Source organism: Cyanobium sp. LEGE 06143 (genome assembly GCF_015207535.1).
GTDB lineage: Bacteria > Cyanobacteriota > Cyanobacteriia > PCC-6307 > Cyanobiaceae > NIES-981.
In genome coordinates, this window is the sequence record NZ_JADEWP010000015.1 from 1 (window position 1) to 21,266 (window position 21,266).

Here is a 21,266-nt window from a genome sequence, read left to right on the forward strand (position 1 = left end):
TCCAGGTTCTGCTACCTCCACTCCCGTTTCCAGAAGCTCTCGGTGGCTGTCGCCTCGCAGCGACCAAAGAAACCTACAGCACCGAAGGGCCGCTCTCGCAGGCGCTCTTCCATCTCTGTAAGCCTGCTCCTCTCTGGTTCCAGCCTCGCGGCCTTCACCTCTCGGAGCAGTGCAAAACCATAGCACCTGTTCAGCCCTCCTCTGCCTGTGCTTCAAAGGGCCCTGTCGCCATGCGGCTGAGCGGCTGGAGACGCGCGCGCAGGACGGGGGCCTCTCCTGGGATCAGAGCCAAGGCTGGACAGCCGCGCTCGCTGGTGCCGGAAGAGTTCTGAATCAGACAACATCTGAACCCACCAGAAGGGCACCAGCGGCCTGGGCTAGGACCCCTTCTGCCACTGCGGTGCCGCTGCGGAGAGAAGCTTGCTTCAGCGGCCATGGGTCCAGCCAGAGTTCCGTGACGGCCAAGGCGATGGCCCTCGTTGTCAGAACCCGTGCAAGGGCCTGAAAATGGATCTGGGCCAGAGCATGGGCCCACCCCTCCATGGCTGGGGCCCCAAGGGCTTGAGGGGCGTGCAAGGACAGCTTTAGAGCTGAATTGGGCCATCATGGCTGTCAGACAGTCAGCCAGGAGCCGATACAACTTTGGGGAAATACGGTGATTTGCTGATCCCCCACGTCGACCCTGATGTGGGTGTTGGGACCATCAGCTCAATGGAAAGCAACGCATCGGCACTGTCTGGCAGCAGGCTTCATCTGGTTGGATGCATGGGGGTCCAACACTTGATCCTCTTGAAAGCCAGCTCTGGTCACTTGACACGCTCTTCAGCACGGCGCACGCATTCACAGCATCCGACCCTGAATCCACCTTCAATGAGTGAGTCCACTGTCGTGGTGGAGCGCTGATGGAATCCACAGGGCGACCATGTTGGTGTACCTGCAACATCTGCCGGCAGGGAAATCGCGCTTCGAAGGATCTCAACCTATATTTGGGGTTCGATCGATACTCCTTGTCTGCCAAACTTCAGTGCACGCGAACCACCCGACGGCGGCCGACGGCCTGGCCTCTCCCGCGGTGACCGTTCCCCAGCGGTGCGCCCGAAGCGCAAAGGCCTGGCCCTGGCCCGCGGCGTGGGCATTGGTGCGCTGCTGATCGCCCTGGTGGTGGGCATTCAGCTGGGGCGCATCCCCTGGCGCTACCGCCGCCAGATCCTGCTGGCCCAGGGGTTTCTGGTGGGGGCACTGGTGGGCTACGTGGTGGGCCGGGTGAGCGGCTCCGGCCCATCAGAGCCCGAGAGGTGATCGGGGCAGCCGCAGGCCTGTGCCACGATCCCAACCCAGCGCCCCATCTCCTCTGTGACCCTGCGGCTCACCAACACGCTCACCCGTCGCGTTGAGGCGTTCGAGCCTCTGGAGCCGGGCAAGGTGAGCATCTACTGCTGCGGCGTCACGGTGTATGACCTCTGCCACCTCGGCCACGCCCGCAGCTACATCGCCTGGGATGTGCTGCGCCGTTACCTGATCTGGAGCGGCTATGCGGTGACCTTCGTGCAGAACTACACCGACATCGACGACAAGATCCTCGGCCGCGCCGCCGCCGAGGGCAGCTCGATGGAGGTGGTGAGCGAGCGCAACATCGAGGCCTTCCGCACTGACATGGCCCGGCTCAACATCCTGCCCCCGGATCGGATGCCCCGGGCCACGGGCAGTCTCGGGGCGATCCGCCGCATGATCACGGAGCTGGAAGCCAAGGGCGCGGCCTATTCCGCCGACGGCGATGTGTATTTCGCCGTGATGGGCCATGGCGGCTACGGCAAGCTCTCCGGCCGCGACCTGGGCGAACAGCAGGACAATGCCGCCGGCCGGGTGGCGACGGCGGAAGAGGCCCGCAAGCGGCACCCCTTTGATTTCGCCCTCTGGAAGGGCGCCAAGCCGGGCGAACCGAGTTATCCCTCCCCCTGGGGCGAGGGGCGGCCGGGCTGGCACATCGAGTGCTCCGCCATGGTGCGCGAGGAGCTGGGCGACACGATCGACATCCACCTGGGCGGCGCCGATCTGATCTTTCCCCACCACGAGAACGAGATCGCCCAGTCGGAGGCCACCACCGGCAAGCCCCTGGCGCGCCTCTGGCTGCATAACGGCATGGTGAATGTGGGCGGCGAGAAGATGTCCAAGTCGCTGGGCAACTTCACCACCATCCGCGCCCTGCTGGATTCGGGGGTGAGCCCGATGACCCTGCGGCTGTTCACCCTGCAGGCCCACTACCGCAAGCCCCTCGATTTCAGCAGCGAGGCCCTGGAGGCCGCCGCCGCCGGCTGGAAGGGACTCAATGCCGCCCTGGGCCTCGGCCAGCCCAGCGCCGACAGCGCCATCACCCCTGTGCCCAGCGCCGGCGATTCCGGCGCCCTGGAGCCAGAGCTGGCGGCGCTGCGTGAGCGCTTCATCGAGGCCATGGACGACGACCTCAACACCTCAGCCGCCCTGGCCACGCTGTTTGAGCTGGGCCGCCCCCTGCGCAGCCTGGCCAACCGGCTGGAGCGCGGCGACGACAGCGCCGCCGAGGCCGTTGCCAGCCCCGCCATGGCCGCCCGGCTGGGCCTGCTGCAGGAGCTGGCGGCCGTGCTGGGGCTGAAGCCAGAGGCCCCGGCCCCGCCGCAGAACCCCGCCGGCACCGCGGCAGCCCCCGAAGAAGCGGAGATCCTGGAGCGCATCGAAAGCCGCCGCGCCGCCAAGGCCTCCCGCGACTACGCCAGCGCCGACCGCATCCGCGCCGAACTGCAGGCTGAGGGCATCGAGCTGATCGACCGCCCTGGCGGCCACACCGAGTGGCTGCGCCGCTGAGCCGGCTGCCCGCAGCCCGCGCCGCTCACTCCGGCGGCACCTGATCAGCCATCAGCCGCTCAATGCGGCGGATCCGCACCAGGGTGGTCTGCCACACCTCCAGCTCAAAGGAGCGCCCGGCATCGCCGGCCTGCACCGCCTCGCGGCAGCTGACCACCATCGCCTCAATGTCCTGGCGGGCCTCAAAGGCATCCCAGAGCTTGCGCTCCAGCCGGGCCCGCTCGATGAAGTTCCAGCGCTGCAGCCAGCCCGGCATTGCCGTCATCGTTCCGCCATCCACTGGCGCCAGTCAAACCCCTGGCCGGCGGGGCTCAGCCGCTCCAGCTGCGGGCCAGGTCGAGCACCGACACCACCAGGCCCACCGTGATGGCGGGCGGCGACAGCCAGCGCAGGGCCCAGAGCAAGGGCCGCACCAGGGCATCAGAGCTGCCGGACTGACGCAGATCCTCCAGGAAGCGCGCCGGGGCACCCCAGCCCAGCAGCAGCGCCAGCCCCAGGCCGCCACTGATCAGCACCACCCCGCCGAACACCGCATCCATGCGCTCCAGCACGCCCACATCCAGGGCCGAGGGCAGCCCCAGCACGGCGATCAGCAGCACCAGCAGCCAGGTGGTGCGGCGGCGGCTCCAGCCCAGGCGGTCCATCAGGGAGCTGGTGGGCACCTCCAGCAGCGACACAGCGGAGGTGATCGCGGCGATGTAGGCCAGGGCGAAGAACACCACGGCCACCAGCCGGCCGCTCAGGCCCAGGGAGGCCAGACCGGTGGGCAGGGCGATGAACAGGGTGCCCACGGTGCTGCCGCTCACCACGTCGCCCAAGCCGAAACTCGCCACCACCGGGAAGGTGACGCAGCCGGCCATCAGCCCGACGGCCGTGTCCATCGCCACCACGCTGGCGGCCTCGCGAGGAATGGGGCTGCGCCGCTCCAGGTAGGCCGCGTAGGCCAGGATCGCGCCGATACCGGTGCCGATCGAGAAGAAGGCCTGGGTGAAGGCGTTGCGGATCGTGGCCGGGTCGACCAGTTTGGCGGCATCCCAGCGCAGCAGGAAGGTGCGGTAGCCGGCGGCTGTCTCCGGCAGGGTGCTGGCCCACACCAGCAGGCCGAGCAGCATCAGGAACAGCAGCGGCATGCCCCAGCGGCTGAGCCGCTCGATGCCGCCACGGATGCCTGCGGCCACCACCACACCCGTGAGGGCCAGGCTGAGCAGGTGGCCGAGCACGGCATCACCGCCACTGCTGATCGACGAGAAGAAGGTCTGCGCCGCCGCCATGTCGCTCGGCAGGCCATCAGCCAGGGCATGCAGCAGGGTGCGGCCCGTCCAGCCCATCAGCACGGCGTAATAGGAGAGGATTCCCGTGGCAGCCGCCATGTAGAGCCAGCCCAGCGGCGCCCAGCGGCGGCCCCCCGCCGTGACCGGCGCCAGCAGCGGCGCATGGCCGGTGCTGCGCCCCAGCACCATCTCGGCCACCAGCACCGGCAGGCACACCAGCAGCACGATCAGCAGGTAGAGCAGCACGAAGGCGGCACCGCCGCCCTGGGAAGCCCGGTAGGCGAAGCCCCAGAGATTGCCCAGGCCCACCGCACTGCCCGAGGCCGCCAGCACGAACCCCAGAGCCGAACCCCAGTGTTCCGGGGGCCTGCCGCGGTCGCCGATGCGGAAACGGGTCATGGCAGCTGTGGAGACCGCCCCAGTGTCCAGCACGCGGCCATCAGGCGCCCATCTCCTGGCCACCGGCGCGGGCCTGCAGCTGCTCCAGCCCCGTCACCAGGGCCACCCCGAGGCCCATCAGCAGCAGAGCCACGGCCAGGGCCCCGCCGCTGGTGGGAGGCGCCAGGGCATCGCGCAGCACCACCACCGCGCCCCTGGCGTTGACGACACTCTCGAGCACGACACGAAACGGCCAGATCTTCCAGAGCGAGCCGGCCATGAAGCCCACCAGCAGGGCCACGGTCTGCCCGTGCCAGCGCTGCAGCAGCCAGCGCAGCAGCCGCACAAACAGCAGCAGGCCGGTGATACAGCCCAGGGCAAAGGGCACCAGGGTGCCGAACTGCAGCCCCTTCACGGCCTCGAGCACGTGCTGGTACTGGCCCAGCACCAGCAACAGGAAGGAGCCGGACACCCCTGGCAGGATCATCGCCATGATCGCCACAGCGCCGCTCCAGTAGATGGTGACGGGGTCGTGGGGCATGGTCACCGGCACCCGGGTGACCAGCAGCAGCGCCCCCAGCACCCCGCTGGCCATGGCGATCAGGCCGGAGACGCCCCAGTGGGCGTGGCGGGCGATCAGCACGATCGAGCCCACGATCAAGCCGAAGAAGAAGGCGAACAGCAACACCCGGTGGTCGGCATAGAGCCAGGTGATCGGCCGCACCAGCAGCAGCACCGACCCCAGCAGCCCCGAGAGCAGGGGTAGCAGGAAGCCGAGGTGCACCCGCGCTGCCGCCTGCCGCCAGGCGCCACGACCCAGCAGGGCCAGGAAGGTGAGGTCGAAGCCGGCCACGGCCTCCAGCAGGCGGCCGTAGATGCCGAGNMTGWMKSYYATRCWNCCCCCCGAAACCCCCGGCACCACATCGGCGGCGCCCATCGCCAGGCCACAGAGCAGCACGTAGGGCAGGGAGGGCGCGCGGGCCATGGGGGAATCAGTGGGACACTTGAAGCGCCGCAACCTTAGGGAGCCCTGCCGTGAAAGCCATCAGCGTGCTGGGGTCCACCGGCTCCATCGGCACCCAGACGCTGCAGCTGGCCTGCGAATTTCCCGACCGCTTCAAGGTGGTGGCCCTCACGGGGGGCAACAACCTCGACCTGCTGCTGGAGCAGATCCTGCGCCATGCCCCCGAGGCGGTGGCCCTGGCCGATGGCGAGCGAGTGGCGGAGCTGCGCCAGCGCCTGGCGGCCCTCGATCCGGCCCACCAGCCAGCACGGCTGCCGGAGCTGCTGGGGGGCCTCGACGGCCTCTGCGCCGTGGCCGCCTGGCCCAGCGCCGACCTGGTGGTGACGGGCATCGTGGGCTGCGCCGGCCTGCTGCCCACCCTGGCGGCGATCCGCGCCGGCAAGGACCTGGCCCTGGCCAACAAGGAAACCCTGATCGCCGCCGGCCCGGTGGTGCTGCCGGAACTGGCGCAATCCGGCAGCCGGCTGCTGCCTGCCGATTCCGAGCACTCCGCCATCTTCCAGTGCCTGCAGGGCACCCCCTGGGCCGACACCGCCCGCCTCTCCACAGGCGTGCCCACCCCTGGCCTGCGTCGCATCCAGCTCACCGCCAGCGGCGGCGCCTTCCGCGACTGGCCCGCCGCCGAGCTGGCCCGGGCCACCGTGGCCGATGCCACCAGCCACCCCAACTGGAGCATGGGCCGCAAGATCACGGTGGATTCGGCCTCGCTGATGAACAAGGGCCTGGAGGTGATCGAGGCCCACTACCTGTTCGGGCTCGACTACGACCACATCGAGATCGTGATTCACCCGCAATCGATCATCCACTCAATGGTGGAGCTGGCCGATTCCTCGGTGCTGGCCCAGCTGGGCTGGCCAGACATGAAGCTGCCGCTCCTCTACTGCCTCAGCTGGCCCGGTCGGCTGGAGACCCCCTGGCGCCGCCTCGACCTCACGCAGGTGGGCCAGCTCAGCTTCCGCGCCCCGGAGCCGGCCAAGTACCCCTGCATGGCCCTGGCCTACGCCGCCGGCCGGGCCGGCGGCACGATGCCGGCGGTGATGAACGCCGCCAACGAGCAGGCCGTGGCCCTGTTCCTCRAGGAGCAGGTGCATTTCCTCGACATTCCGCGCCTGATCGAGCGAGTGTGTGACCGCCACCGGGCCGACCTCACCGCCAGGCCATCCCTGGACGACGTGCTGGCGATCGACGCCTGGGCCCGCCAGGCGGTGCGCGAGGCTGCCGCCCAGCTCAGCGCCCGCACGCCAGCCGCCCTGCCGGTGTGATCCCTGCCATGCCCGTGGCMCAAGCCCCGMTCGCCCACCACCTGCTGCTCTGCGCCACCCCCACCAAGGCGCTCTGCTGCCCTGATCCCGCCCTGGGCGCCGCCAGCTGGGATGTGCTCAAACGCCTGGTGCGGGAGCTGGGCCTGGAGGATCCGGCCCGCCCAGGCGGCATCGTGCTGCGCACCAAGGCCGATTGCCTGCGCATCTGCAGCGAGGGCCCGATCCTGCTGCTCTGGCCGGAGGGGATTGTGTACGGGGCTGTCACACCCGAGCGGGTGGAGCGGATCGTGCGGGAGCACGTGGTGGGCGGCGTGCCCATCGAGGAATGGATCCTGCGGCGGCAGCCCTTCAGCTCAGCAGCCGCTGCAGCCAGCGCAGGGTGAGCTGATCGGCCCAGGTGGCCGATGGGCCATCACCGCGAGCATGGAAGCCGTTGTGGCCGCCCCCGGCCGTGAGCACCACATCGGCGCAAAGGGCGGCCGGAGCTGCGGCGGCCAGCTGCTGGGTGGCCGTGGCGGGCACCCAGGGATCATCCAGGGCGTGCACCAGCAGGGTGGGCGGCAGGGGAGCGCCCGCCAGCAGCCGCTGCAGCGGGGAGGCGTCGCGGTAGTAGGCCTCCACGCTGGGATAACCCCAGCGTGGCGCCGTGATGGCGGCATCGAAGGCGCGGATGGAGCCGGGGGCCCCGGGGCCCTGCAGCCGCGCCTGCTCGGCGGGGTCGAGGCCGAAGGGGTCGTCCTGGGTGAGGGCGATCAGGCGGCGCAGCAGCCAGCGCTGGTAGAGGCGGTTGCGGGGCCGGCCGATCTGATCGGAGCAGGCGGCCAGATCGAGGGGACTGCTGACGCACACCAGCCCCGCCAGCAGGCCTGGCTCGGCCAGGGCGGCATTGAGCAACACCGTTCCCCCAAGGGAAAGCCCCACGCCGAGCAGCGGCGCTGGCGCCGCCAGGGCGGCGATCTGGTGCAGCACCGACAGCAGGTCGCGATTGCAGGCGGCGGCATAGGTGCCCGCCGCCAGGGGCCGGCCGGGGCCCGCGCCGCGCAGATTGAGGCGCAGCACGCCGAAACCGGCCCCGGCCAGGGTCTGGCCCAGGCGGCGCACACCGCGGGCCTCACTGCTGCCTCCGAGGCCATGCAGCAGCACCACAAGGGCTGGAGGTGTCGCCGTGGCAGGAGCCGGTGCAACGCTCAGGCCAACCAGAGCCTGGGGCTGGTGCAACGGAGCGGCTCCAGGCGCACTTGGGATGGGATCCAGGGGAAAGCGAAGGGTTGCGGCGCCCTCCTCTGGCAGCCGCAGCGGCCGCAGCGTGTCGCGCAGGGTCTGCAGATCCGGCCCCCACCAGGGCCAGCGTGGGCCGGGCCATGGGCTGCCGAGCCAGGGGGGACACACCTCACGGAGCATCGGGATCAGCAGCCGGACCGGGACATCCTCAAGCCATGGCGCCCCCGGCTCAGGACGCCACCTTCTGCCGCCCCACCCCCAGCTCCCGCAGTTCCGAAAGCAGGCCGWTGAGCACCACCTTGGCGTCGCCGAACACCATCGCCGTCTGGGGCAGCTCGAACAGGCCATTGGCGATGCCGGCGTAGCCGGCGCCGRGGCTGCGCTTAACCACGAACACCTGGCGGGCCTGGTCCACCTCCAGCACGGGCATGCCGTAGAGGGGGCTGGCGGGATCGGTCTTGGCGTCGGGGTTCACCACGTCGTTGGCGCCCAGCACGATCGCCACATCCGTGCGGGGGAACTCGGGATTAATGGCGTCCATCTCCTGCAGCTGCTCGTAGGGCACATCGGCCTCGGCCAGCAGCACGTTCATGTGGCCGGGCATGCGACCCGCCACGGGATGGATCGCGTAGTTCACCTCGGTGCCATTGGCCTCGAGCACCTTGGCCAGCTCCCGCAGGGCGTGCTGGGCCTGGGCCACGGCCAGACCGTAGCCGGGCACGAACACCACCCGCTCGGCGTTCTCCAGGGCCAGGGCGCACTCCTCAGGACTGCAGCTGGTGATGCGGGTGTAGCCGGCCTCGCTGCCGCCGCCGCCCACCTTGGCCGCCACGCCCAGGGCGCCGCCGAACAGCACGCTCACCAGGGAGCGATTCATGGCGGTGCACATCACCTGGGTGAGGATCAGACCGGCCGAGCCCACCATGGCGCCAGCCACGATCAGCAGCTGGCTGCCCACCACGAAGCCCGCCGCCGCCGCCGCCACGCCCGAGTAGCTGTTCAGCAGCGAGATCACCACCGGCATGTCGGCGCCGCCGATCGGCAGGGTGAGGCCGATGCCGAGCAGGCAGGAGCTGGCCACCAGCACGGCCAGCAGCGTAGGGCCGCCGGAGCTGCTCAGCAGCACCGCCGCCGCCAGGGCCACCGCCGCCAGGGCGATGTTCACCCCGTGGCGCAGGCCGCTCTGGGTCCAGCCCGGCGTGCCCAGCCAGCCCTGCAGCTTGGCCATGGCCACGATCGAGCCACTGAAGGTGATCGCGCCCACCACCACCGAGATGGCGATCGACACCTGGGACACCAGGTTGGAAGCATCAGCGCGGAACAGGGCCACCCCCACGGCCACCAGCAGCGAGGAGAGGCCGCCACAGCCGTTGAACAGGGCCACCATTTCGGGCATGGCCGTCATCGGCACCCGGCGGGCGGTGATCAGCCCGGCCAGGCCACCCACGGCGGCGCCGGTGGCGATGCCCGCCCAGGCGATCGGCGCCGGGCGCAGCTGGATCAGCAACCCAGCCACCGCCAGCCCCATGGCCAGGGCGGCCAGGCCATTGGCGGAGCGGGCCGAGCGCACCTTGGCCAGGCCCTTGAGGCCCAGGGCGAGCAGCAGCACGGCAGCCAGGTCGATCACCACGGGAAACGCGGCGCTCAGGGTGTCCATCAGGTTCAGGCGGTAGGGAAGGGGAGTCGGTTCAGCGCGGTTTGCGGGCGAACATCGCCAGCATGCGGTCGGTCACCAGGAAGCCGCCCACCACGTTGAACAGGGCGAAGCCGAGGGAGAGGGAGCCCAGCAGCAGCAGCACCGGGGCATCGCCGGCCTGGGAAATCAGCGTGAGCGAGGCCAGCACGGTGATGCCGCTGATGGCGTTGGCGCCGCTCATCAGGGGAGTGTGCAGGGTGGGGGGCACCTTGCCGATCAGTTCCAGCCCCAGCAGGCTGCCGAGCAGCAGCACCCAGAGCGATTCGGAGAGGCTGCCCATCAGGCCACCCCCGCCAGCTGGGGTTCATCGGCGGCCACGCCCACCACATCGGGGCGCCAGCAGCGACCCCCATGGGTGATCAGGCAGCCCGCCACGATCGGATCGTCGCGATCGAAGCCGAAGCTGGCGCCGGGCGGCGGGTTCAGGCTGAGCAGATGCTCCAGCAGGGCCGCCACGTTGCGGGCATAGAGGGCGCTGGCATGGTTGGGCACGCTGCTCGGCAGGGCATCGGCGCCGATCAGCTGCACGCCTTGGCGCAGCACGGTCTGGCCGGGCACGGTGCAGGCGCAGTTGCCGCCCTGGCCCACGGCCAGATCGACCACCACCGCCCCGGGACGCAGCCGATCCAGCATCGCCTCGCTGATCAGCCGCGGCGCCGGCCGGCCGGGCACCTGGGCCGTGCAGATCACCATGTCGGCCTGGACGAGCTGCTCTTCGAGCTGCTGGCGCTGGGCAGCCAGGAAGGCCTCGCTGGCCGCCTTCGCATAGCCGCCCGCCTCGCCCGGGGCCTCATCCCGCTCAGGCGGCGCCACGAAGCGCCCTCCCAGAGACTCCACCTGTTCGCGGGCGGCGGCGCGCACATCGCTCACATACACCACCGAACCGAGACGGCGGGCGGTGGCCAGGGCCTGGAGGCCCGCCACGCCGGCACCGAGGATCAGGGTGCGGGCCGGCTGGATCGTGCCGGCGGCCGTCATCAGCATCGGCACGTAGCGATCCAGGGCCGCGGCCGCCAGCAGCACCGCCTTGTAGCCGGCGATGTTGGCCTGGGAGGAGAGCACGTCCATGGTCTGGGCACGGCTGGTGCGGGGCAGCAGCTCCATGGCCAGGGCCGACACCTGACGGCGGTTGAGGGCTCCCACCAGGGCGTCGGCGCCGTAGGGGGCCAGCAGGCCCACCAGCACGGCGCCGGGGCGCAGCTGCTCCAGGCGCTCCTGGCAAGGGGACTGCACACACAGCACCCCATCGAGGTGCTCCCAGCTGGGAGCGTCAGCCGCCAGGAGTTCGGCGCCGGCCGTGGCATAGGCCTGATCGCCGTAGCCGGAGGCTTCACCGGCCCCGGCCTCCACGGCGATGCTCAGGCCCTTGGCGCTGAGTCGCTGCACGGTTTCGGGAGTGGCGGCCACCCGCGCCTCCCCGGGGCGGACTTCCCGCGGAATCAGGAGCTGGGGGGGAGACTGGGACACCGGCGCTGCACATGGTCCTGTCTGTATTAGGAAGCCAGTTGCAGGAGGCGGCAACGGATCGGGGGTCAATGTGCGGGCATGCCCACCTGGCAGGCTCTGGACACACCACCGGATCGGCGTCACTACACAATCGGCAGCAATTCCTGCTCGATGCAGCGGGCCAGGGCTTCGGCCTGGTAGCGGTGCAGCAGGCGGGCCCGCAGGATCAGCGGGTCGATGTCGCACTCCAGCAGCCAGCAGAGCTCCAGGTGGCGGCGTCGCCACGCCGACGAGGCGATCGGCATCCGGGGTGGGGGAACCATGGCCGCGCTCGACTGCCGCTCACCCGGAAGCTAGGCAGCCTGCAGAACCTGCCCATCAGCGAGAACACTTATTTGTAAGGGCGTTTTGGGATAGGAGCGTTCTGGGCCGTTTCGGGGACAATGCAGGCTCCAGGAGTGCCATGCCCCACCCCTCCTTCACCATGTCTGCGGGGAACGGTTCGGCCGCGGCCTGCCCGATCCGCCCGCGCCAGTGGCAGAGCCAGCTGATCCAGCTGTTGCGTGCCCGCCTGGTGCAGGCAGCCGCTGGCGGCCAGGACGTGCTGATCCACGCCGGCCCCGGCGCCGGCAAGACCCTCGGCGCCCTGCTCAGCTTTCAGCGCCTCCAGGCGGAGGGACGGCTGGATCACCTGCTGGTGTTCTGCCACCGCACCACGATCGCCAGCCAATGGCAGGCGGCCGCCGTGCGCCTGGGGATGCAGCTGCAGCTGTGGAGCCCCGACGACGAGCTGGCGGCCCCCCAGGCCGGAGAAGCCCGGCAGGGCCTGGTGCTCAGCTACCAGGCCGCCGCCCGCTACCGCCAGCGCCTCGAGGCCGCCTGGAGCGACCCCTGGAGCGCCGATGGACCAGGTGCGATCGGAGGGGGCCGCTGGCTGGCGATCGCCGATGAGGTGCACCACCTCGGCATCGATCCGGAGGAACCCGAGGCGGCAGCCTGGGGCCAGGCCTTCAGCCGACTTACCGCCGGTGCCGCCCTGCGGCTGGGCCTCACCGGCACCCCCTTCCGCGCCGACAACCTGGCCTTCTGCGCCGCCCGCCGCATTCAGGAGCGCCAGGGCGATCAAACGGTGGAGCACATCCGCCCCGATCTGAGCGTAGAGCCCAGGGCCCTGATCGCCGCCGGCGATGTGCGGCCGCTGGAGTTCCGCTTCCAGGACGGCTGGGTGGAACATGGCCGCCCGATCGAGGCCAACCCGCTGCAGCACGGCGACMCCGAAACCTCGCCCCTCTCGGCCGAGGCCCGCGAGAGCTGGCGGGCCCGCAACCTGCGGCGGGCCATCCGCCTGGGTGATTCCAGCAGCATCGCCCTGCGGCTGCTGCTGCGCGCCCGCGATCGCCTCGAACGGGTGCGGCGCGAGCACCCCGAGGCGGGCGGGCTGGTGATCGCCCGCGACATCGCCCATGCCGGCCAGCTCAGCGCCCTGCTGCGGGAGCAGGGCGATCGGGTGCATCTGGTGCACTCCCAGGATCCCCAGGCGGCGGAGCGGCTGGCGGCCTTTCAGGCGGGGGAGGCCGACTGGCTGGTGAGCATCGACATGTGTGCCGAGGGCTTCGATGCCCCCCGGCTGCGGGTGGTGGCCTACCTCACCACCGTGGTGACCCGCAGCCGCTTCGTTCAGGCGATCACCCGGGCCGTGCGGATGGAGGCGAGCCGCGCCGCCCTGGAGGCGATTCCGCGCCATCCTTCCTATGTGTTCGCCCCCGCCGATCCCCTGCTGATCAGCTACGCCAGCAGCTGGTCGCTGAGCGAACCCTATCTGCTGCGGAGCCGCTCCACCCCGGCGGCGGCAGCTGGAGCGGGCCCGTGCCCCGGGGGGCAACGTCCCCTGGAGGCGATTCGTGAAGAGGCGGGCGCGGTGCTGCGCCTGCGCGGGCCCGAACTGCCTGGCTTCCTGAAGCGCCCCGCCTGAAAGGCCCAACTGAGCGACCCTTCACCACAATCCTGTACGGATTTGCTCAAAACACTTGCCAAAATCGGCCAAAGGGGCGACGCATTCACGACGTTGTGTCAACCACTACCTCAATCCGGCTCGGCAGCCGCCAACGTGGTGCCACAAACGGAATGTGAGTCGGGATCATGGATGCTCCACTGAACCGCCGACTCACCGTTGCCGTGAGCTGGGCCCTCGCCCGCCGGGCCACCCTCGATGCTCTGGAGCATTACGAAGAAAGCTACGCCCTCACGGAGGAGTTCCGCGAATGGCTACTGGGCGTGGAAGACCATCCCCAGGTGCTGGAGCTGGGCATGCTGATGGTGCCCAACAACCTGGGCAAGGCCGTGAACCCTGAGATCGACGGCATCCTGGAGCTCTGAGCGCAGCAGGCCGCCCCGTCACCTAGGCTGCAACTCATAGTCATTCCGCATAAGCCGTGTCCGCCGAGAGCAGCCCCGCCGTCCAGAGCCGACCAGAGATCGAGAACCTGGTGATCGTGGGCTCCGGGCCGGCCGGCTACACAGCCGCCATCTACGCCGCCCGCGCCAACCTGCGGCCCCTGCTGATCACCGGCTTCCAGGACGGCGGCATCCCCGGCGGTCAACTGATGACCACCACCCACGTGGAGAACTACCCCGGCTTTCCCGATGGGATCCTGGGGCCTGACCTGATGGATCGGATGAAGGCCCAGGCTGAGCGCTGGGGCACCGAGCTGGTGCTCGCCGATGCCACCGCCATCGACCTCTCCCAGCGGCCCTACCGGGTGAGTGCCGATGGCGTCACCTACATGGCCCACAGCGTGATCCTGGCCACCGGCGCCAGCGCCAACCGGCTGGGCCTTCCCAGTGAGCAGCAGTTCTGGAGCCGCGGCATCAGCGCCTGCGCCATCTGCGACGGCGCCACCCCCCAGTTCCGCAACGAGCCCGTGGCCGTGGTGGGCGGCGGCGACTCCGCCTGTGAGGAGGCCGTGTACCTCACGAAGTACGGCAGCCAGGTGCACCTGATCGTGCGCTCCGGCCAGCTGCGGGCCAGCAAGGCCATGGCCGATAGGGTGCTGGCCAATCCCGCCATCAGCGTGCACTGGCACCGTCAGGTGCTCGATTGCAGCGGCGGGGACTGGCTGGAGTCCCTCACCCTGCAGGACACCCAGGCAGACGGCCGCGAGCAGCTGGCCGTCAAAGGCCTCTTCTATGCCATCGGCCACACCCCCAATACACGCCTGGTCAAAGACCAGCTGGAGGTGGACAGCCTCGGCTACCTGGTGACCCGCCCCGGCCGGCCCGAAACCAGCCTTGAAGGCGTGTTCGCCGCCGGCGACGTGGCCGATGCCGAGTGGCGCCAGGGCGTCACCGCCGCCGGCAGCGGCTGCCAGGCGGCCCTCGCCGCCGAGCGCTGGCTCACCCACCACAACCTGGCCACCACGGTGAGCCACACGCCCGTGGATCCGCAGACAGTGGGCGAGCCGAAGCGCACCGCCGTGAGCGATGAGGCCAACTTCGATCCCGCCGCCCTGTGGCAGAAGGGCGGCTACGCCCTGCGCAAGCTCTACCACGACAGCGACAAGCCGCTGCTGGTGGTGTACACCTCCCCCACCTGCGGGCCCTGCCACGTGCTCAAGCCCCAGCTCAAGCGCGTGCTCGACGAGCTGGGCGGCGCCGCCCAGGGGGTGGAGATCGACATCGAGGCCGATCAGGAGATCGCCGTACAAGCCGGTGTCACCGGCACCCCCACGGTGCAGCTGTTCTTCCGCAAGGAACTGCAGCAGCAGTTCAAGGGCGTGAAACAGCGCAGCACCTTCAAGGCCGCCATCGAAGGGCTGCTGGCCGTACCCGTCTGAGCCGGTTGGCGCTGGGCGGGCCCAGGCTCAGCGGCGCCGGGGGCCGCCCGGACGGTTGCCACCGGCGCGGGGGCCCGTGGCGCCGGCGTTGCGCTCCCGGTAGGTGATGCGGCCGCGGGTGAGGTCGTAGGGGCTGATCTCCACCAGCACCTTGTCGCCCGCCAGCAGCTTGATCCGGAACTTGGTGAGCTTGCCTGCGGCCCTGCACAGGCATTGGTGACCAGAGGGCTGCTCCAGGGTCACCAGGTAGAACCCGTTGCCCTGTTCCTTCTCAATCACACCGGAGGTCTCAATCATGCAGCGAAGCGGCCAGGCGAAGCAACAGCTCTCTGCAGCTTAGGCGTCACAGGGCCGCCCCCCTGCCGGCCGGCGAGGCTCAGGGCCTAGGGTCTGCGCCACCTCTGCAGCAAGCCCCACCGCCATGATCCTTCCTCCTCTCAGCCTGGATCTTGGCTTGCTGTTGATTTCGATCGGGGTGGTCAACCTCTGGAACGTCCGCCAGTCCTGATGCCGCGCTGACCACCCTTCTCTTCCATAAGCCCTACGGGGTGCTGAGCCAGTTCAGCCCCGAGCCCGGCAGCCGCTGGCGCTGCCTGGCGGAGTTCATCCCGGTGCCCAGGGTCTACGCCGCCGGCCGTCTCGATGCCGACAGCGAGGGCCTGTTGCTGCTCACCGACAACGGCCAGCTGCAGCGGCGTCTCACCGATCCCAGCTWTGGCCACTGGCGCACCTACTGGGTTCAGGTGGAGGGCCAGGCCAGCGACCACGCCGCCGCCCTGGAGCAGCTGCGCCGAGGCGTGCTGCTCCAGGGGCAGTGCACCAGGCCCGCCCGGGTGCGCTTACTGGCGGACCCCGCCCTGCCAGCGCGCCAGCCGCCGATCCGGCAGCGTGCCCGGATTCCAGTGAGCTGGCTGGAGCTGCAGTTGCAGGAGGGCCGCAACCGGCAGGTGCGGCGCATGACCGCCCTGGTGGGGCTGCCCACGCTGCGCCTGGTGCGGGTGGGCATCGACCTGATGGATGGCCAGGAGCCGCTCAATCTGCGCGATTTGCCCCCCGGCCAGTGGCGCCCGGYGACGGCTGTCGAGCAGGGGCGCCTCAATCGCCTGGGGCGGCCCTCACCCGGTCGGGGCGGCCGGGCCGGCGGCGGAAAATCGGGACGGGCTGGTGGCGACGGGTAAGGGGGTTCAGCCAGAGGCTCAGTGGGCTCAGCCCAGGCAATCCCTGATTTCCCGCACCGTCTGCAGCTGGCCGTAGTAGTAGTTGGCCCGGGCGCGGCGATCGGGATCCTCCAGGCTGTCAAAGGCATCGAAGCCAAGGCTCTGCCAGAGCTCGTGGCCGCAGGTGCTGGTGAGGGCATCACCGGCCTCGGCCTCGAGGTTGGCCAGGCGGCGCTGCAGGTTCTTGATCTGGGCAACCGACATCGGCGAGACGCTTCAGCAGGCCATAGTACAGACGAACCAGCCAGGGGGGTGGGGGCCCTCAGAAAGGCAGCTTCTTCTTGGCGTCCTTGTCGAGGTCGGCCTCCATTTCCCGCAGCCGCTTGAGGATGGTGTCGTAATACTCCTTGAGGTAGCTCTCCAGCCCCGTGGTCTCGCCGGGGTCGAGGCCAAAGGCCGCGTAGCTCTCCTCCATGGGCGCATCGAGCTTCACGCCACCGCCGGTGACGGCATCGAAGGCGAGCCGCTCAGCCACGTTGAGGCTGGCCTCGAAGAAGCTGGTGAGGCCCCGCATCATCGAGAGCAGAGCCGGCGGCACCCGGAACACCCGCGCATCCTTGCCGGTGAACCGTTCACAAAGCTGAGTGATCTCGCCGGTGATCCAGGCCCGCGGACCCACCACCGGGAAGGCCCGGCGCACCGTTTCGGGGCGTTCGAGGGCGGCCACCGCGAAGCGGGCCATGTCCTGGGTGTTCATGTAGGCGATCGGCGTAGGCGATCCGCTCACCCACACGGTCTGCCCCTCCAGCACGGGGATCGCGAACTGGCTAATCAACCCCTGCATGAACGCCACGCCGCGCAGGATCGTGTAGTCGAAATCAGAGGCCTGCAGCCATTCCTCCGTGCAGGCCTTGATGTCCATCAGCGGCACCTCGCGGTGGCGGGCCGCATCCAGCAGCGAAACAAACACGAGCCGTTTGACGCCAGCGCGGGAGCAGGCGGCGAAGAGGTTCTGCTTGCCACCCCAGTCGATGTCGTAGGCGCTGCCGGGATCGGTGGCCCGGGCGGTGGCCGCATCGATCACGGCCTCCTGGCCTTCGAGGGCGTAGTCGAGGCTGTCGGGTTCGAGCAGGTCGCCGCGGGTGAGTTCACAGCCCCACTCCTGCAGGAAGGCGGCCTTGCGCGGCGAGCGCACCACGCAGCGCACCTGGTGGCCGGCATCGAGGGCCCGGCGAGCAACCTGGCGACCCAAGGTGCCCGTTGCGCCCACCACCAAGACCTGCATGCCGCTCGCTCAATCGGCTGAGAGCCTAGGGGCCGGCTCAGCCCAGCGAGATCGGCGAGACCGGCAGCGGCTCAGGGCTTCAGTCTTCGTCGGCGAAGCGCAGCAGCAGGGCGCCGCCGGCCAGGCCCACGGGGATCAGCACCCAGAACAGGGCTGCGATACCGAAGATCTCCGAGGCCATGGGGGAGGCGCGTTGTGCCATCCGTTTTAGCGCGGCGCGGCCTCAGTTCGGACCTGGCGGTGCCAGCGCCGCCGCCAGCTCCAGGATCCGGGCCCAGGGGGCATCGCTGCGCAGCATGCCGGCCATCACACCGCTGCGGTGGGCGCACCAGCCCTCCTGGCGCAGGGCTTCCAGCAGGCCGGCCAGCCGGGGCGTACCCGTGGGAAGGCGGCGGCTCAGCTCCGCCATCGGCCAGCAGCGAGCCGGCAGGCCCGGGTCGGCCATCAGCGCCTGCAACAACCGCTGGCTGGCTGGCGCCTGCCAGCCGGGAGGCAGCGCCAGGGCGGCCTGGTGCAGGCGCTCCAGCCAGGCCCCGTTCTGCAGTGGTCCGAGCCAGAGAGGGCCGGAAATCGCCAGCGGGCGCCCCCCCTGGCGCTGCTGGGGATCCTCAGGGCAGAGGCAGGGCGCCCAGCCTCGCAGCTTCAGCAGGCTCTGCAGCTGCTGGTCGCCGCAGCCATGGCAGTGGGCCAGGAGCCCCAGCTGTTGCTCCTCGCCGACCCGGGGCCGGCGGCGCAGCTGGATTGCCGTGCGGAAGGTGCGCCCCTCGCTGAAGCTGAACAGGGGCTCAATGCCACATCCCTGGGCCCAGGCGAGACGCGCCACCTGGCCGATCTGCAGCCGCAGCGCCAGCTCCCAGCTGGCCGGGTGCGCCCGGGCCGCCGCCCCCAGGGAGCGGATGGCGGCAGGGCGGTCGTGGCCGGTTGGGGAGCGGCCATCGCTGCTGGCCAGATACAGCACCCCCTCGAAGGCCACGGCCTCCAGGGCGAGGGGCAGCAGGCCCGCCACCGAGCCGAAGGCATCGAGGTCCACCAGCTCGAAGCGCTGCTGCCGCAGCAGGCATGCCGCCAGCAGCTTCTGGGCCGTGAGGGCCGTGCAGCGATGGGGCAAGGCGGCCAGGCTGGCGAGGTTGGCGCGCAGCAGGGGCAGGCGCCCGGGATCGGCGTCATTGGCCCACACCGAGGCCGCCCCTCCCTCCACGGCCAGACGCAGGCTGCGAATCCCACAGCCGGCCATCAGATCGAGCACCCGCACCGGCGGGTTGGCGCCAAGGCCCTCCCGGCAGGCCACCAGGCTGCGGCAGAGCAGCACGCCCAGGTCGCGGCTGGGCCGCGATTCAGGCCTGAAGAATCCCTGGCCCAACTGCAGGCTCACACCGCCTTCGCGGTAGGCCTCCGGCGCTGGATCGGCCGTGACCGACCTCATCCGCCAGACCGTGCCGGTTCTGTGCTCAATCGCCTGCCGCTCACTCGTCTGGCTGCCCCGGTGGGGACCATCCTGGCGGCTGGGGCATCCCAGCTCCACGGCCAGCGCCAGGTGAGGCCTACGTTTGAAGTCCGCTCGATGGCCCAGGCGGCCGCCGCACCTCCCTTGTCTTCCCGCCCGGCTGAGGCACTGCCGCATTCAGGGCTGGCCCCCCGTTCAGCTTCGCCCCGCACAGGTACGGACTGGGGTGAGCACGGCACCTGGGTCTGGCGTGGTCTGGCGGTGCACTGGCGCCAGCTCGCCCCCCCCGCTGCCCTGATCCAGCAGCAGGGAGGTGTGCGGGGAGCGGTGCTGCTGCTGCATGGCTTCGGGGCCGCCAGTGGCCACTGGCGGCGCAACGCAGCCGCCCTGGCCGCCGAAGGCTGGGCGGTCTATGCCCTCGACCTGATCGGCTTCGGCGCCTCCGAGCAGCCGGGCCCTGGCCTGCTTCCCGCCGGGCGGCTCGACAACCGCCTCTGGGCGCAGCAGGTGCAGGCCTTCCTGCAGGAGGTGGTGGGCGGGCCGGCGGTGCTGGTGGGCCATTCCCTCGGCGCTCTGGTGGCCACCAGCTGTGCCACCTTCTTTCCGCGCTGGGTGCGGGGCGTGGTGGCCGCCACCCTGCCCGACCCGGCCCTGATGGGCCGCAGCCGGMCGCGCCCGCCGCGGCGACGTCCCTGGCGCCGCCGCCTCAAGCGACGGGTGGTGGTGCTGCTCTGCCGGCTCTTGCCCCTGGAGCTGCTGGTACCGCTGCTGGCCCACTCGCCCCTGCTGGCCCTGGGCATCCAGCTCTCCTATGCCATCCCGGTGATCGGCGACCAGGAGCTGAGACGCCTGTTCGCCACCCCCGCCCGCCGGCCCAGTGCCGTGCGCAGCCTGCGCACCATGAGCATCGCCATGGCCCTGCGCCCCCATGGCGCCACGGCTCCTTCGATGCTGCCGCGTCTGCGGCGCCCCCTGCTGCTGGTCTGGGGAACGCGCGACCAGCTCGTGCCGATCCAGGTGGGGGAGGCCCTGCAGCGGTTACGCCCCGACCTACCGCTGCTCTCCCTGGAGGGCTGTGGCCACTGCCTCCATGACGAGGCCCCCGAGCCCTTCCACGCCGCCGTGATTCCCTGGCTGCACCAGCTCAGCCTCAGCCCCGTGGCGGGCGAGCCCTGAGCAGCCCAGGGGGCCTTGGTGCTGACCGGTAGCTTGGTCACATCTGCCCGGCCTCCATCCCACAGCCATGAAGCACACCCTCTCGGTGCTGGTGGAAGACGAATCCGGGGCCCTCAGCCGCATCTCCGGCCTGTTCGCCCGCCGCGGCTTCAACATCGAGAGCCTGGCCGTGGGGCCGGCCGAAGGCGGGGGGATGTCCCGCCTAACCATGGTGGTGGAGGGCGACGACCGCACCCTGGCCCAGATGACCAAGCAGCTCGACAAGCTGGTCAACGTGCTGGGTGTGATCGACCTCTCCCAGCTCCCCTCGGTGGAGCGGGAGCTGATGCTGCTCAAGGTGGCCGCCCCGGCCCACAACCGCGGCGCCATCCTCGACCTGGTGCAGGTGTTCCGCGCCAATGTGGTGGATGTGGCCGATGAGGCCCTCACCCTCGAAGTGGTGGGTGATCCCGGCAAGCTGGTGGCTCTCGAGCAGGTGATGGCCCCCTACGGCATCCTCGAGATCGCCCGCACCGGCAAGGTGGCCCTGGAGCGGTCCTCCGGTGTGAACACCGCCTTCCTGCGGGTCACCGCTTCCAACAAGCGGGTGCCCGCCTGAAGCCCCTAGGAGCCTGGCTTCACCAGCTTGCCGCCTGAGGCCACGCTGGCCTTGACGATCTTGTCGCCCTGCTCGATGCGGTCGACCACCTCCATACCCTGGCTCACCCGGCCGAACACGGCGTAGCGGCCATCGAGCTCGGGCAGGGCCTGCAGGGCCACGTAGAACTGGGCGCTGGCCGAGTTGGGATCGGCGGAGCGGGCCATCGCCACCGCACCGCGCTGGTGGGCCAGCGCCAGCTGACGGGTCACGCCGGGGGCGGTGATCGTCTCGCCATAGCGGGGGGCAGGCTCCTCGCTGAGCTTGAGCTCCAGCGGAATCAGCCGCGCCTCACCACTGGCGGGGTCCACATAGCTGCCGCTGCCGTACTGGTTGGGAGGCACCACCGGGTTGGCACTGGCCGGATCGCCGCCCTGCGCCACGAAGGGCGTGGGGTCGCGCACCACCCGGTGAAACACGGTGCCGTCGTAGACACCGCGCTGCACCAGATCCACGAAATTGCCGGCGCTGAGGGGCGCTGCGTCGCCGTCGAGCTGCAGCTGCACCTCACCCCGGCTGGTCTGCAGGGTCACCGTGGCTGGACCCTCCAGGCAGGGCGTGGTGGCGGTGGCGCAGCCCTGGGGGGTCGAGCTGGAAC

Annotated in this window: 23 protein-coding genes and 1 pseudogene; 10 read left to right on the top strand and 14 right to left on the bottom strand. The window is 70.4% G+C overall.

Annotation, left to right across the window (positions count from 1 at the left end; genetic code table 11):
• The first annotated feature begins 1,089 nt into the window (after positions 1 to 1,089).
• Positions 1,090 to 1,299: a hypothetical protein gene (locus IQ216_RS02280; RefSeq protein ID WP_186699100.1), complete on the top strand. Its 210-nt coding sequence runs from the start codon at positions 1,090 to 1,092 to the stop codon at positions 1,297 to 1,299.
• Between the two features lie 54 nt (positions 1,300 to 1,353).
• A complete protein-coding gene (gene cysS / locus IQ216_RS02285; protein ID WP_193814163.1) occupies positions 1,354 to 2,838 on the top strand; it encodes a cysteine--tRNA ligase in 1,485 nt (494 codons plus the stop codon).
• 25 nt (positions 2,839 to 2,863) lie between these two features.
• Here the strand turns inward: cysS and IQ216_RS02290 are convergent, their stop codons facing one another.
• The 3 genes and pseudogenes from IQ216_RS02290 to IQ216_RS02300 all read right to left on the bottom strand — a co-directional run bounded on the left by IQ216_RS02290 (position 2,864) and on the right by IQ216_RS02300 (position 5,472).
• Positions 2,864 to 3,103 (bottom strand): hypothetical protein, encoded by a 240-nt coding sequence (locus IQ216_RS02290; RefSeq protein WP_193814164.1) that lies wholly within the window; start codon positions 3,101 to 3,103, stop codon positions 2,864 to 2,866.
• Between the two features lie 46 nt (positions 3,104 to 3,149).
• Positions 3,150 to 4,508, bottom strand: a complete 1,359-nt coding sequence (locus IQ216_RS02295; RefSeq protein WP_193814165.1) for a sodium-dependent transporter — start codon at positions 4,506 to 4,508, stop codon at positions 3,150 to 3,152.
• A 40-nt stretch (positions 4,509 to 4,548) separates the two neighbouring features.
• Positions 4,549 to 5,472, bottom strand: a pseudogene (locus IQ216_RS02300) (DUF368 domain-containing protein).
• Positions 5,473 to 5,522: 50 nt separating this feature from the next.
• On the opposite strand from IQ216_RS02300, the gene IQ216_RS02305 reads away from it, so the two are divergent.
• Positions 5,523 to 6,773 carry a 1-deoxy-D-xylulose-5-phosphate reductoisomerase gene (locus IQ216_RS02305; RefSeq protein ID WP_193814166.1) on the top strand — a complete coding sequence of 417 codons (1,251 nt, stop codon included), beginning with the start codon at positions 5,523 to 5,525 and terminating at the stop codon, positions 6,771 to 6,773.
• Positions 6,774 to 6,787: 14 nt separating this feature from the next.
• Positions 6,788 to 7,156: a ferredoxin gene (locus IQ216_RS02310; RefSeq protein ID WP_370566576.1), complete on the top strand. Its 369-nt coding sequence runs from the start codon at positions 6,788 to 6,790 to the stop codon at positions 7,154 to 7,156.
• Here the strand turns inward: IQ216_RS02310 and IQ216_RS02315 are convergent.
• The 5 genes from IQ216_RS02315 to IQ216_RS02335 all read right to left on the bottom strand — a co-directional run bounded on the left by IQ216_RS02315 (position 7,122) and on the right by IQ216_RS02335 (position 11,459).
• Positions 7,122 to 8,174, bottom strand: coding sequence for an alpha/beta fold hydrolase (locus IQ216_RS02315; protein ID WP_193814168.1), 1,053 nt, complete (start codon positions 8,172 to 8,174; stop codon positions 7,122 to 7,124). The genes IQ216_RS02310 and IQ216_RS02315 overlap by 35 nt on opposite strands.
• Positions 8,175 to 8,223: 49 nt before the next feature.
• Positions 8,224 to 9,651 (bottom strand): NAD(P)(+) transhydrogenase (Re/Si-specific) subunit beta, encoded by a 1,428-nt coding sequence (locus IQ216_RS02320; protein WP_193814169.1) that lies wholly within the window; start codon positions 9,649 to 9,651, stop codon positions 8,224 to 8,226.
• 31 nt (positions 9,652 to 9,682) lie between these two features.
• A complete protein-coding gene (locus tag IQ216_RS02325) occupies positions 9,683 to 9,970 on the bottom strand; it encodes an NAD(P) transhydrogenase subunit alpha (protein ID WP_193814170.1) in 288 nt (95 codons plus the stop codon).
• Complete coding sequence (locus IQ216_RS02330) at positions 9,970 to 11,157, bottom strand: NAD(P) transhydrogenase subunit alpha (protein ID WP_193814171.1); 1,188 nt, start codon at positions 11,155 to 11,157, stop codon at positions 9,970 to 9,972. Before IQ216_RS02330 ends, IQ216_RS02325 begins: the two co-directional genes overlap by 1 nt.
• Positions 11,158 to 11,279: 122 nt before the next feature.
• On the bottom strand, positions 11,280 to 11,459 hold the full coding sequence (locus IQ216_RS02335; protein ID WP_193814179.1) for a hypothetical protein: 180 nt from the start codon (positions 11,457 to 11,459) through the stop codon (positions 11,280 to 11,282).
• A 140-nt stretch (positions 11,460 to 11,599) separates the two neighbouring features.
• On the opposite strand from IQ216_RS02335, the gene IQ216_RS02340 reads away from it, so the two are divergent.
• The 3 genes from IQ216_RS02340 to trxB all read left to right on the top strand — a co-directional run bounded on the left by IQ216_RS02340 (position 11,600) and on the right by trxB (position 14,969).
• Entirely contained in the window at positions 11,600 to 13,108 is a 1,509-nt protein-coding gene (locus IQ216_RS02340; protein WP_193814172.1) for a DEAD/DEAH box helicase, read from the top strand.
• 167 nt (positions 13,109 to 13,275) lie between these two features.
• Positions 13,276 to 13,512, top strand: coding sequence for a hypothetical protein (locus IQ216_RS02345; protein ID WP_186699080.1), 237 nt, complete (start codon positions 13,276 to 13,278; stop codon positions 13,510 to 13,512).
• A gap of 56 nt (positions 13,513 to 13,568) precedes the next feature.
• The gene (gene trxB / locus IQ216_RS02350; RefSeq protein ID WP_370566577.1) at positions 13,569 to 14,969 is read left to right on the top strand and encodes a thioredoxin-disulfide reductase; all 1,401 of its coding nucleotides are present in this window, start codon (positions 13,569 to 13,571) and stop codon (positions 14,967 to 14,969) included.
• A gap of 27 nt (positions 14,970 to 14,996) precedes the next feature.
• Here the strand turns inward: trxB and infA are convergent, their stop codons facing one another.
• The gene (gene infA / locus IQ216_RS02355; RefSeq protein ID WP_186699078.1) at positions 14,997 to 15,266 is read right to left on the bottom strand and encodes a translation initiation factor IF-1; all 270 of its coding nucleotides are present in this window, start codon (positions 15,264 to 15,266) and stop codon (positions 14,997 to 14,999) included.
• A 218-nt stretch (positions 15,267 to 15,484) separates the two neighbouring features.
• On the opposite strand from infA, the gene IQ216_RS02360 reads away from it, so the two are divergent.
• On the top strand, positions 15,485 to 16,147 hold the full coding sequence (locus IQ216_RS02360) for a pseudouridine synthase (protein ID WP_193814178.1): 663 nt from the start codon (positions 15,485 to 15,487) through the stop codon (positions 16,145 to 16,147).
• A 27-nt stretch (positions 16,148 to 16,174) separates the two neighbouring features.
• Here IQ216_RS02360 and IQ216_RS02365 read toward each other — a convergent pair whose 3' ends face one another.
• The 4 genes from IQ216_RS02365 to IQ216_RS02380 form a co-directional block, all read right to left on the bottom strand.
• Entirely contained in the window at positions 16,175 to 16,390 is a 216-nt protein-coding gene (locus tag IQ216_RS02365; protein ID WP_186699076.1) for a hypothetical protein, read from the bottom strand.
• 58 nt (positions 16,391 to 16,448) lie between these two features.
• Positions 16,449 to 17,411 carry an NAD(P)H-binding protein gene (locus tag IQ216_RS02370; protein ID WP_193814173.1) on the bottom strand — a complete coding sequence of 321 codons (963 nt, stop codon included), beginning with the start codon at positions 17,409 to 17,411 and terminating at the stop codon, positions 16,449 to 16,451.
• A gap of 79 nt (positions 17,412 to 17,490) precedes the next feature.
• Complete coding sequence (petM, locus tag IQ216_RS02375; protein ID WP_186700214.1) at positions 17,491 to 17,592, bottom strand: cytochrome b6-f complex subunit PetM; 102 nt, start codon at positions 17,590 to 17,592, stop codon at positions 17,491 to 17,493.
• Positions 17,593 to 17,634: 42 nt separating this feature from the next.
• Positions 17,635 to 18,834, bottom strand: a complete 1,200-nt coding sequence (locus tag IQ216_RS02380; protein ID WP_193814174.1) for a N2,N2-dimethylguanosine tRNA methyltransferase — start codon at positions 18,832 to 18,834, stop codon at positions 17,635 to 17,637.
• 165 nt (positions 18,835 to 18,999) lie between these two features.
• Between IQ216_RS02380 and IQ216_RS02385 the strand changes: the two genes are divergently transcribed.
• Positions 19,000 to 20,031: an alpha/beta fold hydrolase gene (locus tag IQ216_RS02385; RefSeq protein ID WP_228007043.1), complete on the top strand. Its 1,032-nt coding sequence runs from the start codon at positions 19,000 to 19,002 to the stop codon at positions 20,029 to 20,031.
• A gap of 67 nt (positions 20,032 to 20,098) precedes the next feature.
• The gene (gene ilvN / locus IQ216_RS02390; protein WP_186699070.1) at positions 20,099 to 20,629 is read left to right on the top strand and encodes an acetolactate synthase small subunit; all 531 of its coding nucleotides are present in this window, start codon (positions 20,099 to 20,101) and stop codon (positions 20,627 to 20,629) included.
• Positions 20,630 to 20,634: 5 nt separating this feature from the next.
• Here the strand turns inward: ilvN and IQ216_RS02395 are convergent.
• Positions 20,635 to 21,266 (bottom strand): peptidylprolyl isomerase (locus IQ216_RS02395; protein ID WP_193814176.1); only part of this gene is annotated, 632 nt, incomplete at its 5' end.